We start from the raw sequence: 17,235 nt of genomic DNA, 5'->3' as shown, positions 1-17,235 counted from the left end.
GAGTCGCGTTGTATCAAGTTTCTCCCTCTCCGCCGTGAGAGTCAAGCTGCGTAGCTGAAAGTTGAGTGTGAGTGGCTCAACCTTGTCACCCCGGAGCCCGCAGAGTGAGCGTTAACCGCGAACGGCGCGGTGAGCATGCCCCGGGCCCGACGCCCTGCACATTCACCACGCCGACTCGCTTGTCGCGACTGCTACTCGGTAGTAGTCAGAGCGTGCTGCTTCCCGCCGCGAACCCGACGAACCGGCAGGAGAAGCACAAGCCCGCTCAACAGCAGCAGACCCGCGAGGAGGCCCCCCAGCGCGATGTTCGAACCCGTGAAGGCGAGCATCATCGTTGTGAGTCCCTGAATGACCGAGCGCTCGCCGAAGGCAGGCAGCTCAACCGTTGATGTTGTTCCCGTCGACGGACGGTAGTCCGCCGAGACTGAGGCCAAATCTACAGCGGCCGTGTACGTTCCGGCCGGCAGCGACGTGAGTTCCCAAGCACCGTTCTTGTCGGTGACAACCGTGACCGTAACTGGGCCATTCGGGCCAGCCCAGACCACGTTTACCGTTGCCTTAGGGATTCCCTTATCGCCGCTGTCACGAACACCATTGCCGTTCGGGTCATCGAACACAACACCGTTGAGAGTTGCGCTACCGATCACGACGAAGTCGACATCGAGGAGAGTTTCACCCGCGACCAGTGTTGCTGTCGTCTCGGAGAAGACGTCGCCGTCGAGGTCTGAGCTAGGCACATAGCCTTCGGTTAGCGTCGTGGGGTCATAGGCGACCTTGACGTCTCCGGCAGGTAGTCCCTCGACGAGGTAGTTGCCATTCGCATCCGTAGTGGTGGTGATGATGATGTCGTCTTCATTGCCGAAGATTCCGTCGACGCCGGGACTCGTTACCGTCATCACGATGCCGGGAAGACCGGGCTCGTTAGCGCCCTGAACTCCGTCGTTATCGACATCGAGCCACAAGAGGTCGCCGACTCCCGCGTCACCGCGGTAGCCGAAGTCCTGATCGAGATTCTCTTCACCGCCAACAAGGGAAAGCTCAGATTCGTCGTCTGCTCCGCCATCGGGATCAGCCGTTGAGGTCAGCCCTGCAGGCAGGTTCGAGAGCTCGACAGAGAAAAGGCCAGTGGGGAGATCTTCGAAGAGGTAGTTGCCACTGGCATCCGTCTTCGTCACCGAAACCACGTCGTCCGCGTTACCGAAGGTGCCATCAAGACCAGCCCAGGTGAGAGTGACATCCACCTCGGCGAGGCCGGGTTCGGTCGCGTCAACGATGCCGTCACCGTTCTGGTCAAGCCAGACGGTGTCGCCAATTTTGCCGGTGCCGACGTAACCGAAGTCGATGTTGTCAAGATCAGTGGCTGCAGGCAGCGCAATGGCCGTCGTCGAGTTGGGGCCAGTCCCTGATGCCGTCGTCGACACAGTCGGCTGGTTGGGGCCAGCATCCGCATCGAACGTGGGCGTCACACCAGAAGGCAAGGTCGTCGTATCAACCGTGGCGGTGTAATTGCCTTCGGGGAGACCGGCGAAGAGATACTTGCCGTCGGCGTCGGTGGTTTCTACGAACGTCACGTTATCGGTGCCGCCAGCAACGCCATCCGGTCCGTACCAGACGAGAGTGACCTTGGCTCCGGGCAAGCCGGGCTCTCCGGCATCCTTGACGCCGTCCTTGTTGAGGTCGAGCCACACCGTGTCGGAGATGCTCGAGTTGCCGGCATAACCGAAGTCCTGCTTGAGGTCAGATCCGACCAGCGCTACCGCAGACTTTTCGTCAGGCGATGTCGTTCCGCTGTCAGCGTCGTAGGTCGGGCTGAAACCAGCAGGCACTCCGCTGACGACCTCGACGATGAAGTTGCCGTCGGGAATTTCTGTGACAGTCCAGTCTCCGTTGCTGTCGGTCGTCGCGGGGAAGATGAGGTCGCCAGCAGCACCGGTGCCACCCAGAACGCCATCGGTACCGAGGTACGTCACTCGGATGCCAACGCCGGGCAGACCGGGCTCGTTGGCGTCTTGAACACCGTCGGAGTTGCGGTCCCACCACACCCGGTCCCCAATAACCGACGTCACGTCGTAGCCAAAGTCGACATCGGTTACTGCTTCGCCGACGGTAACCGAAACTGGGGCAACGGAGTCGTGGTCGCCATCCCGGTCGAAGCTGTTCGTCGCACCGGCAGGCAGACCACCGGTTACCGCGACCGAGAAGTTGCCCGGCAGCAGGTTGGGGAAGCTGTAGGCCCCGTTGCCGTCGGTCGTCGTCCTAAAGACTCCGTCGTCACCGCCACCGAGAACACCGTCTTCTCCGAACCAGGTCAGCTGAACTTGGGCACCGAAGATTCCGGGCTCAGTGCTGTCTTGTACGCCATCGCCGTCACGGTCGATCCATACGAAGTCACCGATGGATGCGGTGCCCGCGTAACCGAAGTCCTGATCGCTACGGTTCTGGCCGGCCGTCAACGATGTCGTCGACGTCGTGCTCGTGCCTCCGTTGGGGTCAGAGACTACGGCGTAGCCGATCGGAAGGTCGCTCACGGTGACCGAGTACGGCCCAGCAGGCAAGTTGCTGACCGCGTACTTGCCGTTGGCGTTCGTGGACGCTGTGTACGTGATGTTGTCCGCTGTTGTCGCAAGATTTCCATCGAGCCCGCCGAACACGACCGTTGCTGTCGCGCCGGGAAGCCCAGGCTCGTTCGCATCCTGAGTTCCATCTTTGTCTTGGTCGAACCAGATGGTGTCGCCGATCGAGCCGGTTCCGGTGTACCCGAAGTCGACCTCTCGCTCCCGACCATTCTCGGCGAGAGTTCCCTGCCAGACGCCGTTCGGCGTTGCCGTGGTTCCGTCGAAGTCGTAACTCGGAGTCATCCCGGGCGGGAGGGTGGAAGCGTTAACCGTTACCCGGTAGAGCCCGCCGGGGAGCTGGTTCACGAGGTATTCGCCATCGCTGTCCGTCGTACGAGTGAAGGTCTCATCATCGGCGGTTCCGAAGACTCCATCCACACCGAAGTACACGACAGTGACACCAACGTTTGCGAGGGGCGGTTCAGTCGAATCCTGAACGCCGTCCTTGTTGACGTCGAACCAGATGTAGTCGCCGATGGACGCGAGGTCGAGTTCGACACTCACCACATCTTCGGTGACGTCGTTGTAATCCTTGTAATCAATCGCTGCGTCCTGGGCGGCAGGAGCCACACCAAAGTAGTGCGGCACGTCTGCGGTGTTGATGACTTCCCGCGATGCTACGAGCTCGCTCGATTCGTCAACGATCGGCATTGTGACGGTGTACTTGATGGTTACGCTGCCACCGGCCGCGATGGGGCCGGCGATCTTCCAGCCGAGAGTTCCGTCGGTCGGGATGATATCGGTCGGCGTTACCCCAACGACTGCGGCAGACGTGAAGCCCGTCACACGAGCATCCGGAGTATCCGTTACGGTCACGTCATAAGCGGGCGAGTTGCCAGCGTTGGTCACCACAATCGTGTATTCGAGAGACTCACCTGGCTTGGCACGGCGAGTGTCGCTGTCACCAACCTGGCCAGCAACATCCTTATCGATCGTCAGTCGCGGTTCGATGACCACAACCTCCGCGGTCGCCTCTGATCCAGAATGCGAGAAGTCGCCTGGGGCCGGCACTGTTGTCGGAGTTCCGGAGATGATGTTAGCGCTGTTCCAGTAAGGACTAACCGAGTTGGTCAGCTTATTTCCGGATGCCGCAGCAGTGGTCACGATGCCGGTGTAACGGATCGTGATGACGCGGGTTGCTGACGCAGCGGGACTAACATCGCCGAGCGCGAAGCCAATCGTGCGGTCGGTATCGGACGGGGTTCCGATAAGTTCTGCCGTGAGTCCGTTGCTCGTCGTGCACGCAACAGCACCTGAGGCGCAGGTTGAGTCAAGGAACTCACCGAAGCGCACGTTGGAGGGCATCGAGTCGAGAACCGTCACGTCGTAAGCGATTACCGAGTGCGGCACCGTGACGTCGACCGAATAGGTGATGACTTCACCGATGGTGCGCGATGACGGGGTTGCTGTCTTTGCCACGCCAATTTCTGGGGTGGTCAGCTCAAGCTGAGTTGCCGCCTTGTAAGCATCAACCGGTGCTCCCGCAGTAGACGTCGCCGTGCGCTCGTTGGGGTTCGTGCCCGCCATCGACGTTGTGGTCACGGCGACACGGTTGATGATTGAGCTTCCGCTCAGGATCGGGTCGATGACCTTGGCCTTGTAAGTGAAGGTCGTCAGCCCGCCGGGGATGATTGTCGCGGCGGTGAAGGTGATCGTGCGGGGAGCCTGTTTCCAGATTCCACCGCCGGGCAGGGTCTGGTCTGCTGTCACGATGTCGCCGTTGACGTCCACGGGATCGATGTTGGTCGGAACAGTGTCGATAACGATGGTGTCGTGTGCCATGGACACGCTACCGGCGGGGCCATTGCGTACGTCGAGGGAGTAGGTGACGACATCGCGCGCCTCAACTCGGTTGGCGACGGCGTCGCTTCGCTTCGCGACGCTGATGAGTGGCTCCACGATAGTGGTGCGAGTGTTGGCACTTGTGATTGATGCGGGAGTGGGGTTGCTGCCGTCTGCTCGCTTCCAGCGGAAGATCGCATTGTTGGTTACCGAGCTAGCGCGCGCGTTAGCGGTCACGTCACGCACTCGCGTCTTGATTGTCAGAACGACAAGGTCGTCACCGCTGTTTGGCGCATTGACGTACGTCGCGCCGAGGTTCGCCGTCACGACCTGCCCGGCGACTACAGCGTCTTTCACCGCACCTCCGTCAATGCGGTAGGTCGGCAGTTCGATGATCTCGAAACGCGAGTTCACGGTGTCAGTAATCGTCGGGGTCACATAAACGCTCGACCCCTGCGGGATGCGAGTGGTTACGGTAAACGTGACAGCTTCGCCAACGGTCGCTTGGGTCAATACGTTATTGCCCGCTTCATTAATCGAGGTGGTGGCGGCCTTCGTCACGGCAGGACGAGCGAGGCTCACGGTGGCGTCGTCGATAGCTTCGACGCTGTTTGCCTGACCTTCGAGGTCGGGATCGATGTTCTTGATCGGAAAGTAGTCTTGCGCAGTCCCGGTGTTGGTGACGGCGTCGTATGTGCGAACGCCAGCGGTGTTTTTGAATGTGTCTCCGGCAGCAGATTCCGTTGGCGTGACGACGTCATAGGTCACGGTGTAGGAAGCACCCGCAGCGATGGTGGGGATGATCCACTCGATCGACCGAGGATGCGCCGTTGATGCGCCACAGACACCGGCATCGGTGATGTTCGACACATCAGTGCATTCGAGCAGTGCTGGAAGGTTGTCACGAACGGAAACGTTGTCGGCGGCCTGACCACCCGTGTTGGTCACCACTACCGCGTACGTGACGCGATCGGTGGCCTGAATGGCAAGCGAGTTGACGGGGGCATTCGCTACCGCCATCTCATTGAGCTCGATGATTCCCTTAGAAAGCCCTAGAACTGGCTTTTCGACGAGCGTGTCTGCACGGTCTCTCAGCTGGAAGACGTCTCCCGCAGTGTTCTCGTAGGTCATCTTCATGATGTTTGCGGTGATATCACCGTCCGTAATCGCAGCGGGATCCGTGATCTTCGCCGTGACGATGACCTGAAAGACCGTTGCGGCATCCACATCGCCAATATTCCACGTGAGCAGCGGAGACCCAGCTGCGTTGACGAACGAGACGCCATTATTGTCGTCGACGGTGCTCGCAGTTGTGTAGTCGAAGTGCTCGAAGGTGAAACCAGCGGGCAAAAAGTCATTGACCGTGTTGTCGAGGGTGTCGAGGCTACCCGGGAAGGTAACGGTGAGTTCGTAACACACACGGTCACCGGGGTGGAAAGGCCCTGTTGCCGCTTCGCTGAATTCGAGACCGGATGTTGTGGCACAGTTCGTCGCAATATCTTGGGGCTTAGCAACGCTCTTGTTGAGGGTGATGCCCTCGGCAACCTGGCCAGCGCTCGAGCCATCAATGACAGGCAATGGAGAAGTGGTGCCGTCGTTCGCGGTGATGACCGTTGCCGTTGCTGCGAGCTCGACCATGTTGGCCCAGGAGTCGTTCGAGCTGACGGGGCCGGCGCCGTTGCGCACGCGGTAGTCAGCGCGAGTGAGGGTCTCAACGGTGATGTCGCCCGAGTCGGATGCTGCAGCGAAAGCCGCGGCATCCCACGTCACTGTTAGCGTTCCGTCGGCATTCGTGGCGACAGGAGCTGATGGTGCGAGAGAACTCGTGACGTAGTCGAGGCCATCAGGGATTGTATCCGTCACCGAGATGATGCCGGTCGAGAGTGCGTACTCGGAGGACACGAACGACAGAGTCCAAATGCTGGTGTCCCCCTGCTCGATCGATGTCACGTCGACTGTCTTCTGCATCGAGACGTCCTCGGCGGTTACCGTGGCCGTGTCATCATCCGTGTACTCGGTTCCGCCATAGGTGCCGCGTGCGATCGCGTAGTTCGTCAGCACTTGCTCGTCTTTGGTGAGAGCGCCCGTGTTGTTGTCGAGGTTGGCCGTGGCGACGCCAGCGGAGGCAACGTTCTCGCGCAGCGGGATCGCCGCGGCGTACGTGATGGTCACGGTGCCGCCGGCGGCGATTGTGCCGAGCGAGCTCCAGTCAACCTTCGTGTACACGGCTTCGGGGAGCGGGCCGCTGTCATCGGGGTCCACCGTCACTGTTTCTGCGGTCGGAGTAAAACCAGCGCAGTCGACTTGTGCGGGCAACGTCGTGTCAGTGATGCTCCCGGATCCCGGGTATTCCTCGCTGAGCGGCGTGCTGTTGTCTTGGTTCGAGCAGCCGAGAAATTCAAGGCCGGCCGGCAAATAGTCGGTGATCGAGAAGTTCGTGGTCTCGTTCACGCTGTTGTTGGTGATTTCCAAGGTGTACACGGTCTTGTTGTCGTGCACGCCACGCAAAAGCTCGCCCTCAGGGCTCGGCTCGCTTTTCGCCAAAACGAACGGAACGAGGGTCGTAGTGGACTCTGCCGTTCCCCACCCGGTGCGAGAACCTTCGACGACCGCACCTGCAGCCCCCGCAAATTTAACCAGCACTCGAGGGCTGGAGTTGACGAATGCTTCCGCCGTGTTCGTGAAGCTAGAGCCGACGTTGTAGGAGCTGGAAGGGTACGAGAACGAGTACGTCAACGGCACAACAACCCCCGACGAGAGGTCTGCCACGTTGTTCCAGACGATCTTGGTTCCGCCGCCCGTCAGCGCGAAGGTCTGGCTCACCGGGTAGGTGGAAGCCACGAGAGTTGCCCCCGCAGGCAAAACGTCGGTAAACGCGAGGTTGTAAGCATTGGCACCCGAGTTCTGCTGCGCAGAGAGCGTGACCGAAACATCACTCCCATAGAGCGTCGATGCACTGACCTGGCGGTCGAGTTGAACATCAGGGACGCCCCCTGCCGTTGCCACCGCTGCCGGAATAGTGATTCCGGTAACGATGAGGGCGGTGACGAGAAAAGAGCGCAGCAAAAACTTCACGGGTAAGGCCTTAAATGTGTGCGTAGCAGAACGCGGAACGCGTTCACACTGTGTCGGGTTGGTCGTCACAAGCCGGCTCATGTCGGGTGCCAGATTGATAGACCGTAGACAACGGTAGGTCAGAGACTGTCCCCTGAACAGCCCACCTAATGGGGTACACAGGCTTGTCTACGACACCCCCGAGTTGTCCTCACTAAGTAGGACGGCGATGAATGTCGCCAATACTTGTCCAACTAGCGCAATTGTTTACCTGACACCACTAGCCTGTTCGCATGACGGACAAGACCCCCGACAACGATGTCTCTAAGACTCCCGCCGTTCCTCGCGTCGCCAACACGCGCGCGATTGGAACAGTCGGGCAAGGTCTGATTGCTGATTCCCCCATCCCCAAGAGCCGCGTACGCGCTTGGGCACTATGGGACTGGGGCTCCGCAGCGTTCAACGCCGTCGTCACCACTTTTGTGTTCAGCACCTACCTCGCCAGCGGATTGTTCATCGATCCCGAGATTCTCGCCGCCGCTGGAGATGACAGCAAAAACCCCGCCCTCGTGCTCGCGCAGGCGAACAATACGACAGTGATCTCGGGTGCGCTCACGATCGCCGGCATCCTCGTAGCGATCCTGGCTCCCATCTTGGGACAGCGATCGGATGGCTCGGGTCGCCGCAAGCTGTGGCTCGCCATCAATACGGGCCTGGTCGTGCTCGCGATGGGTGCGATGTTCTTCGTCGCCCCCATCCCCTCCTACATTTACCTCGGAGCCGCGCTGCTGGCCGCCGGCAACATCTTCTTCGAGTTCGCGAGCGTCAACTACAACGCAATGCTCGTTCAGGTCTCAACGCCCAAGACCGTCGGTCGCGTCTCCGGCTTCGGCTGGGGAATGGGCTACATCGGCGGAATCGTTCTGTTGATCATCCTGCTCGTGCTGTTCATTCAGGACTTCGGCAGCGAAACCGGCAGCGGCCTGCTGAACATGCCATCTGGCTCTGATGGCGGTGCACTCGACATTCGTTACGCCGTACTCGCCTCGGCCGCATGGTTCGCGATCTTCGCCATCCCGGTGCTGATCGCCGTGCCCGAGATTCCTGCCGGCGCCCGCGAAAACCGGGTGAGCTTCTTCGCTAGCTACGCGAAGCTCTTTGGAACCATCAAGACTCTCGCCAAGAAGAGCCCCCAAGTGCTGATGTTCTTGCTCGCGAGCGCCGTGTTTCGAGACGGCCTCGCCGCCGTCTTCACCTTCGGCGCCATCATCGCAGCGCAAGTGTTCGGCTTCAGCCCTAGCGAGGTAATCTATTTCGCCGTCGCTGCCAACCTTGTTGCGGGCATCGGAACCTTCATTGGCGGATGGCTCGACGACAAGCTCGGCGCCAAGAACGTCATCATCGGCTCACTCATCGGTCTCGTGCTCGCCGGCCTCGCCGTGCTCTTCGTCGGCGACGCCAAGACCGGGTTCTGGATCGCCGGACTATTCCTGACACTGTTCGTCGGCCCCGTGCAGGCAGCAAGTCGTAGCTTCCTCGCGCGCATCACTCCTGTCGGTCGCGAGGGCGAAATATTCGGCCTCTATGCAACCACCGGTCGTGCCGTCAGCTTCCTCGCTCCCGGCCTCTTTACCCTCTTCGTGACTCTCACCGGCGATACCCGCTTCGGCATCATCGGAATCGTGCTCGTGTTGCTCGCCGGTCTCGTGCTCATGCTGCCGGTTAAAGCCAAGCAATCGGTGATCGATTAACCAGAGTCGCGGCGCTTACTCCCGGTAGCGTCTGAAATTCACTAGCGCCAGGAACCCTTACGGCGCATGCTGGATTCATGACCGAAAACGCGAAAACGACTCCCGCCGCCCGCGCAGAACTATTGCGCTCTCTCCACGCGCCCGGAACGCCGCTCATCGTCTCCAATGTGTGGGATGCCATTACCGCGCGCATCGTCGCCGAAGCCCCCGGAGTACGCGCCCTTGCTACCGCGAGTCATGCCATCAGCTTCGCCAACGGAGTCTCCGATGGCGAAGGTCTCACCGTTGACCAAGCGCTCAACGCCGCCTCCATCATCTGCAACGCCGTGGAGATCCCCGTCTCGGTGGACTTCGAGAAGGGCTACGCCGCGGATGCCGCTGGCGTGCAAGCAAACGTCGAACGCTTGATCGCAGCGGGAGCATCCGGTCTCAACATCGAAGACAGCTCGAGCCCGGCCAAAGCTCCCCTCTTTGAACTGGCGCACGCGGCGGCTCGCGTTGCCGCAGCCCGCGCTGCCGGAGAGGCCACGGGGGTTCCGATCGCGATCAACGCTCGCGTGGATGTGCTCGCTGGCGGAGGCGAGTGGGAGGACATGGTCGCTCGTGCGAACGCTTATCTGGCCGCCGGCGCCGACTGTATTTTCGTGCTCGGTCTCGGCGACGAAGACATGGTGCGCGATGCGATCGAGCAGGTCAATGGCCCGATCTCGGTGATTGGTGGACCCGGCTACATCCCCCTTAAGGCACTCGCTGAACTTGGCGTAGCCCGCGTGAGCTTCGGGCCACGCACGCTTGGCCTCACCCTCTCGCACCTGCACGCGGCCGCCACCCAACTCACCGCACTTGGCGAGTATCCCGATGAACTCGGCTTCACCTACTGAAGAGGAGTAATCTCACAAATATGGACACGCAACAACCCATCAGCTACTGGGTAAAACTCGTTGACCGCATCATTGACGATCTCTTCGCCACCACCCTTGAAGAGCACGGCATCACACGTCGGCAGTGGCAGCTGCTTACTGTGCTGTCGAAGGGCTCCGCCGGCGTCGAACTTCTCGACATCGAAATTGCGCCGTTCCTTGATCGAGCCACTAGCGCTGTGCCGCCGACAGTGGGATTACACACCACTTCACTCGAGTCGCTTACTGAACTCGTAGAGAGCGATTGGCTCACCACTGACGGTGCGCTCTATGAACTCACTGAGCGCGGGCGCACGGTTGTCGATCGTCTCACCAGCGTCATTAACGATGAACGCGCGAAAGCAACGGTCGGGGTCACGGACGAGCAATACGCCACGACCCTCACGGTGCTCGAGACGATGGCGCGCAACCTCAGCGCTCGGCGCGAATAGCGCCTCTAACGTCGCCGCTCAGTGGGGCGTGCGCGCTCCGCATCTCGGCGATCGCGTTCTACAAGCCTGTCTCGATGAGCGACGACGAGGCGGATCAGAATCGCCCCGACGGCACCGAGAAGGAATCCGATCGTGTTGGACACCAGATCGCGCACATCGGGGTAGCGCTCAGTCAAGAAGAGCATTTGACTGAGCTCGATAAAGCCAGACATCAGGGTGCCAGTGAACAACAGCACCCACCAGTGCCGACGCGCAACCAACATGGCCATAAAGATGCCAAGAGGCACAAACATCAGGATGTTGCCGATGAACTCAATCGTCAGATAATCAACACTGAGAAGGAGTCCCCGATTGTGGAATGCCGCCAGAACTCGGTAGACGTTTCGAGTGAGGGTGCCCGAACCAGGCACTTGCGGAGTCAGCGTTACGGCGGCAACGAAAATTGAGTACCCGACAAACAGCACCCCCGTTATGCGCCGCCGAAAGCGCGACGTCTTAGGCCCTTCGTGCACGCGCTTACCCCCAATGTAGACGCCAAGACTAGCGCGACGAATCTATGAATCTCCCCCGTTGCGTCAGCGACGAGCTGTGGGCAACATCGCATTTCTAGCGGATGAAGGCCCACCAGATCAGCAGCATCGTCACGAAGAAGCCGGTGACGAAATTGAGGGCGAGGAAGTTCTTCCAGCCACGGTTTGCTGACTCGGCTGTGGCATCCGTGATGTTCCAGAACGGTGCACACATCGCCGCGTAGGGCAGCACGAGAATTGCGGCGAGCGGGCCAGGCCAGGCGGAGAAGAGCAACAGGATGCCGCCGGCCAGGTACGCGACGACGGCGAAGCGAGTGGTGGCTCGCGCCCCGATGACGGTCGCGATCGACGAGATGTCTGCGGCACGGTCAGCGAGCACGTCTTGCACGGCGCCGAAGGCATGCGAGGCGATCCCCCACAGGAAGAACGCTCCGAGCACGGCCCAGAGTTGCGGCGTGAAAACAGCTCCGACAAGCACGAGTGCGTAGATCGCGGGCGAGACGAAGTGCGTGCTCGATGTGAGCGAGTCGAGAAACGGGCGCTCCTTGAAGCGCAAACCCTTCGCCGAATAGGCGACAACGGCAAACATGCTGACCAGCAGCACGAGCCACGAGAGCGGGTTGCCGACGATCACGAGATAGATCAGGAACGGGATGGTCGTGACGGCGGCGGCGATGAGCGTCGGCCGGTGCATCCGCGGGTCAAGAAGGGCCCCCTCGACACCGCCCTTGCGGGGATTGCGCAGGTCAGACTCGTAGTCGAACACGTCATTGATGCCATACATTGCCAAGTTGTAAGGCACGAGGAAAAAGATGGTGCCGAGCACGAAGGTGAGATCGATCACGCCGGCGGTGAGGTAGTAAGCCGCCGCAAAGGGGAACGCTGTATTGACCCAGCTCAGCGGGCGCGAGGAGAGAAAGAGATCCTTAAGCATTGGTGTCCTCTCGGCGCCCACCCAGCAGCATCCACAGGCAAGGCAGCAGCACGACAGCCGCGATCGCATACGCGAAGTCTTCGAGCGGGGCGACGCCGATGAAAGCGCCACTGATCGCCTCCGCGCTGTAGCCAACCAGGCCGACCGAGATCATCACGTTGTCAAAGACGGCAGTCATCACCAACAGAATGCCCATCGTGATGGCGATCGCACGCCACTGCGGCGAGCGCCGACGCACGACGACGGTAATCACGAGGGCGACAACAAGAGCCAAGAAGACGGCGTTCAGTAGCCAGTACGTCATGCCGCGCTCCCCTCGGTGGTGGCGGCCGGTTGCGAAGGATCGGCCGGGGCGGTGGCGGCGTTCGGGCGTTCCCGAGTGAGAGCGCCGTAGACGTTCATCGTGAGATAGCAGAGCAGCGTGAGAAAGAAGACCTCTTCCAAGGGCACCTCTGGGGCGACGAGTAGCCCCGTCATGAACTCGGTTTCTCCCCGAAAGAAGATGCCGAGCCCCACACCGAAGAGATCCCACACGAGAAAGAACAGCACGCCTACCGGCAGCACGATCCTCGCGCGACGCACGTCTCGCCAGAAAAACAGCGAGAAACGACGATCAAGCACCACCATGCCGGTGAGTGAGATCAGCAGCGCGAGAAGGTAAAGGAAGATCACGGCCAGGGCCTCGGTTGAGGCGCGACCACGGGCATCAGCGGCTCGGCAAGCGGGCCAGCAGACGTGTCGCCGCGAAGTCGCTTCACGAGCACCTCGGCACTGATCAAACACATCGGGAGCCCAATACCGGGAATCGTGGACCCACCAACGTAGTAGAGGCCCGTGACCTTCTTGCTCACGTTGCCAGCGCGGAAGAACGCACTCTGCTTGAGAGTGTGCGCCGGACCGAGCGCGGTGCCACGCCACGCGTTAAGGTCATCGGCAAAATCGCCGGGGCCAACCGTTCGACGAACCGTGACCCGCTCAGCAAGATCGGGGATGCCGGTCCAGTCGCTGATCTGGGCGATCACCTTGTCGGCCAATTGTTCAATGCGCGGGTCGCCGTCGCCATCAACCTCGCCATGACCGATCGAGGGATCTGCCGGAATTGGCACCAACACGAACACGTTCTCGAAGCCTTCGGGAGCAACGTTGGGGTCGACGCCACTCGGCTTGCAAATGTAGAGCGACGCGGGTTCGGGCACCTTCGGCTCGGCACCGAAGATTGCCTCGAAGCCCTCTTGCCAGTCCTTCATGAACAACAGCGTGTGATGCTCAAGCTGTGGCAACTCACCCTTGACACCCAGGTACAACAGGAGCGCACTCGGCCCGGGAGTCTTCTTGCTCCAGTAGTCGGCAGGGTAGGTCTGCTCGCTCGGCTCCAGCATCGTCGTCTCGGTGTGGTGGAGGTCGGCGGCCGAGACCACCGTGTCAGCACTCAGAGTGTGGGACTTGCCTGCGGCATCCGTATATTCGACCCCGGTAGCAACACCATCGACGGTCACGATGCGGGTAACTCTCGAGCTGGTGCGGATGTCGACGCCAGCAGCCCGCGCAACGTCAGCGATGCTCTCGATGACCCTGGTGAATCCCCCCATCGGATAGAGCACGCCATCGGCCAAATCGAGGTGGCTCATGAGGTGATACATGCTGGGCGTGAGGTACGGCGAAGATCCCAAGAACACCGCCGGGTAGCCAAGCACTTTGCGCAATCGATCATCTTTTACGGTGCGGGCAACAAGGCGCGAGAGCGGCTCGACAAGCAGGCGCGTAAAGCGAGCGGCTTTGGCGAGAACTTCCTTCGTGGCACTCGTGCGCAGGTCAGCGAACGTTGTGTAGAGAAAGTACTTCTTTGCCAGCTCGTAGGTGTCTTGTGCCGACACCAAGTACTTGCGCATTTGCTTGCCAGAACCGCGCTCGATGCTCTCGAACAGTGCCAGATTCTCTTCGAGATCTGTCGAGATGTCGAGAGCCTCGGTCGAGCCCTCGAAATATACCCGGTAGCCCGGATCGAGGGTTATCAGCGAAAGTTGCTCGGCGGCAGACGTGCCCATGAGCTTGTAAAAGTGATCGAACACCTCCGGCATGAGGTACCACGATGGACCGGTATCAAACCGAAAACCGTCATGCTCCCACGACCCAGCGCGGCCGCCGACCTCAGGCAAGCCTTCAAGAAGCGTGACCGAATGGCCCTCCTTGGCAAGAAGCGCCGCGCTCGCTAGACCGGCAATCCCACCACCAATTACTACAACGTCACTCATGGTCGAGGAGTCACTCCTATCGCGGCAGCCGCAGCCAGCCGCACTTTAACAATGTTCGGAACCCGCACCCGCGTCGTCACCAACGCACTCGCTGGAGTCGATCGGATGCGTCGCGAAAGCTCAGCAAAAAGGGAGTGTGCGAGCGCAACAGCCTTCTTGCTGCTCGCCGGAAGCTCTGAGCCGATCGCGGCAGCTCGCAGGTCAGCATCGAGATCATCGAGCAGTCGGATCTTTTCGACCTCGGTGAAGGAGGCAACATCTATGCCCGGGAAATAGCTGCGGCCGAGCGTCTCAAAATCGTCAGCGAGGTCGCGCAAAAAGTTGACCTTTTGAAAGGCGGCCCCAAGCGCACACGCACCGCGCTCAAGCTTGGCGCGCTGCCCATCGCTGACGTCGTGGCCGTGCAGAAACGCACACAGGCACATCAGCCCCACGACCTCGGCCGAGCCATAAACGTAACGCTCGAAGCTGGCCTGATCATGTTCTTTCTGGCTGAGATCCATGCGCATCGACTCGAAGAAGGGCGCCGTGAGTTCTGCCCCAAACGACACCTCCCGTGCGGTGAGCGCGAACGCGTGCACGATCAGGTTCGAGCTGAAACCGCTCTCGATGGCGAGCTCAGTTTCCCGTTCAAGTTCATTCAGTTGACGACCGGTGGCAATCAGGTCGAGCCCGGCCTCTTCAGCACCGCCATCAACGATTTCATCAGCCACGCGAACGAGCGCGTAGATGTTCTCGACGTGCTGGCGAACATCCGTGCCAAGAAGTCGGGATGCCGCAGAAAACGACGTGGAATAGCTGCGGATAACGATGCTGGCCGCATCTTCGGCGACGCGGTCATACAACTTGAGGCGTGAGCTCACGCGCGCCCGCCTTCAGTATGCTCAGCCGCATTGGTTAGGCTGAGTGCAGGCCGACACATGGGGTGCGGCATTTCGTTTCGTTCCACCTAGGCAGACTATCGCGATCATGAGTGAAATCCCTGAGCAGGTTGTGCTTCTCTCCGACACCGGGGAGCACATTGGCGTCGCTGACAAAGCTCTTGTACACACGACAGACACCGCGCTGCACCTCGCGTTTTCGTGCCATGTCTACAACGCCGATGGCAAAGTGCTCGTCACTCGCCGGGCGCTCTCCAAGCTCACGTGGCCTGGCGTCTGGACGAACTCGTTCTGCGGGCATCCGGCCCCCGGCGAAGACCTGGCGGCGGCAATCATTCGCCGCGCCCAGCACGAGCTCGGCATCGCTGTGAGCAACGTTGAACTCGTCCTTCCCGACTTTCGCTACCGCGCTATCGATTCATCCGGCATCGTCGAAAACGAGATCTGCCCCGTCTACCGCGCAGTGACTTCGGATGCCCCAGCCCCGAACCCCGATGAGGTTGACGAATTCGACTGGGTTGACCCCCAGTCGCTGCATGCCGCCGTGGCCGCAACTCCGTTTGCGTTTAGCCCGTGGCTCGGCTGGCAGCTCGAGCAGCTCGACGCTCAGCGCTAGGCAGCGCTAGGCAGCGCTAGGCGTCGCCGAGCATCTCGCGCTTGCGTGCACTCCGCGCGATTAGTATCCGCGAGTGGGGTTGAGCGCCCGAACCTGCGAAAGCATTTCGTTTCCTACAGTCAGGCTCTGCTCCGGCGTTCTCAGGTCAATGTAGATCCACAAGTCATCGACAAGAAAGATGGTGGGCGAGAAGTAGCCGTCTTCGCTCTCCTCTTGATGCGTGAATGTCTCGATGTCACCGTTGGGTGTCGTCTCGTACCCGGCAGTCGCGATCTGCGTACGCAATTCATCGAGGTCAGTCTCGGAGGTATCCGCCACCATGCCGGTGAAGAACGCATGGAAATTGGCGGGAAGACCCCACAGGCACTGCTCACGCTGCACCACAGTGTCAAGGATGGGTTCGAAGCCTTCTGCATGGAGCAACCATGGATCGGTATCGGGTCCCCGCTCGTCGTTGACGAGCAGTTCACCGCGCTCCCCTAAGAACTCCTGATAGACGGCAACGGGCAGCATTTGCTCGCAGCTCGGAATCACTAGTGGCTCTGCCACTGGTTCTGCACTGGGTTCCGCAGAACTCGGTTTCGGGGCGTCCGGAACGTCACCGCCGCCGCCAGCAGGCGAGCAGCCGGCCAAGGAAACTATCACCAGAGTGGCGGCCGCTGCGGCGATAATTCCGCGACCGACGAGTCGTGCCGAGTGTACTTCTCTGCGTCCGAATGAGTTCATGGGGGAAACAATAAGCGACGACGATGGCAAAAAGAAGATCCCTCACCTAATCGTGATCTAAGAAACTAGCCGCCGAGAGATCCCGCGTCATTCGCCCGCACATCAGTGCGGTGGAAGTTCTGGAAGCTGCGGCTCGCTGTTGGCCCACGTTGACCCTGGTAACGCGAACCGTACTGGCCAGACCCGTAAGGCGATTCCACCGGCGAGCTGGTCCGGATGAAGCAGAGCTGCCCGATTTTCATACCGGGCCAGAGCTTGATGGGCAGCGTCGCCACGTTGCTGAGCTCGAGGGTGACGTGACCCGAGAATCCGGGATCAACGAAACCTGCCGTGGAGTGCGTGAGCAGACCGAGTCGCCCGAGCGAGCTCTTGCCCTCGAGACGTGCGGCGACGTCATCGGGCAAAGTCACGAGCTCGAAAGTGGAACCGAGCACAAACTCACCGGGGTGAAGAATGAACGGCTGGTCGGCATCCACTTCCATCAGGTGAGTCAGATCGGGCTGGTCGACGGCCGGATCAATGAACGGGTACTTGTGGTTGTCGAAGAGGCGGAAGAAGCGGTCGAGCCGCACATCAACACTCGACGGTTGCACCATGTCAAGATCGAGCGGGTCGAGGCCAATACGGCCAGTGGCAAGTTCGGCCCGGATGTCGCGATCACTGAGAAGCATGGCCTAAGACTAGCGAGATCTGGCGAGGAATGAGGGGTCTTCCCCACAGCTGGCCGCGCCGCGGGATGGCGA

The 17,235-nt window shown here is 60.6% G+C and carries 13 protein-coding genes; 4 read left to right on the top strand and 9 right to left on the bottom strand.

The features are described from left to right. Positions 1-191 precede the first annotated feature (191 nt). Positions 192-7,472: an SdrD B-like domain-containing protein gene (locus tag FFT87_RS03015; protein WP_219949891.1), complete on the bottom strand. Its 7,281-nt coding sequence runs from the start codon at positions 7,470-7,472 to the stop codon at positions 192-194. A 272-nt stretch (positions 7,473-7,744) separates the two neighbouring features. On the opposite strand from FFT87_RS03015, the gene FFT87_RS03010 reads away from it, so the two are divergent. The 3 genes from FFT87_RS03010 to FFT87_RS03000 all read left to right on the top strand — a co-directional run bounded on the left by FFT87_RS03010 (position 7,745) and on the right by FFT87_RS03000 (position 10,553). After that, entirely contained in the window at positions 7,745-9,202 is a 1,458-nt protein-coding gene (locus FFT87_RS03010) for an MFS transporter (protein WP_255560029.1), read from the top strand. Positions 9,203-9,279: 77 nt separating this feature from the next. Then, complete coding sequence (locus FFT87_RS03005; RefSeq protein ID WP_219949890.1) at positions 9,280-10,083, top strand: isocitrate lyase/phosphoenolpyruvate mutase family protein; 804 nt, start codon at positions 9,280-9,282, stop codon at positions 10,081-10,083. A 20-nt stretch (positions 10,084-10,103) separates the two neighbouring features. Then, positions 10,104-10,553 carry a hypothetical protein gene (locus tag FFT87_RS03000; protein WP_219949889.1) on the top strand — a complete coding sequence of 150 codons (450 nt, stop codon included), beginning with the start codon at positions 10,104-10,106 and terminating at the stop codon, positions 10,551-10,553. A gap of 5 nt (positions 10,554-10,558) precedes the next feature. Here the strand turns inward: FFT87_RS03000 and FFT87_RS02995 are convergent, their stop codons facing one another. The 6 genes from FFT87_RS02995 to FFT87_RS02970 form a co-directional block, all read right to left on the bottom strand. After that, a complete protein-coding gene (locus FFT87_RS02995; RefSeq protein WP_219949888.1) occupies positions 10,559-11,065 on the bottom strand; it encodes a VanZ family protein in 507 nt (168 codons plus the stop codon). Between the two features lie 94 nt (positions 11,066-11,159). Then, the gene (locus FFT87_RS02990; RefSeq protein ID WP_219949887.1) at positions 11,160-12,017 is read right to left on the bottom strand and encodes a prenyltransferase; all 858 of its coding nucleotides are present in this window, start codon (positions 12,015-12,017) and stop codon (positions 11,160-11,162) included. Further along, the gene (locus tag FFT87_RS02985) at positions 12,010-12,321 is read right to left on the bottom strand and encodes a lycopene cyclase domain-containing protein (RefSeq protein ID WP_219949886.1); all 312 of its coding nucleotides are present in this window, start codon (positions 12,319-12,321) and stop codon (positions 12,010-12,012) included. The genes FFT87_RS02990 and FFT87_RS02985 overlap by 8 nt, the downstream gene beginning before the upstream one ends. Further along, positions 12,318-12,689 (bottom strand): lycopene cyclase domain-containing protein, encoded by a 372-nt coding sequence (locus FFT87_RS02980; protein ID WP_219949885.1) that lies wholly within the window; start codon positions 12,687-12,689, stop codon positions 12,318-12,320. The genes FFT87_RS02985 and FFT87_RS02980 overlap by 4 nt, the downstream gene beginning before the upstream one ends. Continuing rightward, the gene (crtI, locus tag FFT87_RS02975; protein WP_219949884.1) at positions 12,686-14,269 is read right to left on the bottom strand and encodes a phytoene desaturase family protein; all 1,584 of its coding nucleotides are present in this window, start codon (positions 14,267-14,269) and stop codon (positions 12,686-12,688) included. Before crtI ends, FFT87_RS02980 begins: the two co-directional genes overlap by 4 nt. Further along, entirely contained in the window at positions 14,266-15,132 is an 867-nt protein-coding gene (locus FFT87_RS02970; RefSeq protein WP_219949883.1) for a squalene/phytoene synthase family protein, read from the bottom strand. The genes crtI and FFT87_RS02970 overlap by 4 nt, the downstream gene beginning before the upstream one ends. Before the next feature lie 106 nt (positions 15,133-15,238). On the opposite strand from FFT87_RS02970, the gene idi reads away from it, so the two are divergent. Continuing rightward, positions 15,239-15,766, top strand: a complete 528-nt coding sequence (gene idi / locus FFT87_RS02965) for an isopentenyl-diphosphate Delta-isomerase (RefSeq protein WP_219949882.1) — start codon at positions 15,239-15,241, stop codon at positions 15,764-15,766. A gap of 60 nt (positions 15,767-15,826) precedes the next feature. On the opposite strand, the gene FFT87_RS02960 is transcribed toward idi, so the two are convergent. Then, positions 15,827-16,492: a hypothetical protein gene (locus FFT87_RS02960; protein ID WP_219949881.1), complete on the bottom strand. Its 666-nt coding sequence runs from the start codon at positions 16,490-16,492 to the stop codon at positions 15,827-15,829. Positions 16,493-16,557: 65 nt separating this feature from the next. Then, positions 16,558-17,163 carry a dCTP deaminase gene (gene dcd / locus FFT87_RS02955; protein WP_219949880.1) on the bottom strand — a complete coding sequence of 202 codons (606 nt, stop codon included), beginning with the start codon at positions 17,161-17,163 and terminating at the stop codon, positions 16,558-16,560. Positions 17,164-17,235: the final 72 nt, after the last annotated feature.

The organism is Salinibacterium sp. M195 (assembly GCF_019443965.1).
Classification (GTDB): domain Bacteria; phylum Actinomycetota; class Actinomycetes; order Actinomycetales; family Microbacteriaceae; genus Rhodoglobus.
This window is presented reverse-complemented; position numbering and strand designations above follow the sequence as displayed.

Bases quoted from the DNA above. Each gene is read 5' to 3' on its own strand.
- FFT87_RS03010 (WP_255560029.1), top strand. From the start codon at position 7,745: ATGACGGACAAGACCCCCGACAACGATGTCTCTAAGACTCCCGCCGTT.
- FFT87_RS03005 (WP_219949890.1), top strand. From the start codon at position 9,280: ATGACCGAAAACGCGAAAACGACTCCCGCCGCCCGCGCAGAACTATTG.
- FFT87_RS03000 (WP_219949889.1), top strand. From the start codon at position 10,104: ATGGACACGCAACAACCCATCAGCTACTGGGTAAAACTCGTTGACCGC.
- FFT87_RS02990 (WP_219949887.1), bottom strand. From the start codon at position 12,017: ATGCTTAAGGATCTCTTTCTCTCCTCGCGCCCGCTGAGCTGGGTCAAT.
- FFT87_RS02985 (WP_219949886.1), bottom strand. From the start codon at position 12,321: ATGACGTACTGGCTACTGAACGCCGTCTTCTTGGCTCTTGTTGTCGCC.
- crtI (WP_219949884.1), bottom strand. From the start codon at position 14,269: ATGAGTGACGTTGTAGTAATTGGTGGTGGGATTGCCGGTCTAGCGAGC.
- idi (WP_219949882.1), top strand. From the start codon at position 15,239: ATGAGTGAAATCCCTGAGCAGGTTGTGCTTCTCTCCGACACCGGGGAG.
- FFT87_RS02960 (WP_219949881.1), bottom strand. From the start codon at position 16,492: ATGAACTCATTCGGACGCAGAGAAGTACACTCGGCACGACTCGTCGGT.
- dcd (WP_219949880.1), bottom strand. From the start codon at position 17,163: ATGCTTCTCAGTGATCGCGACATCCGGGCCGAACTTGCCACTGGCCGT.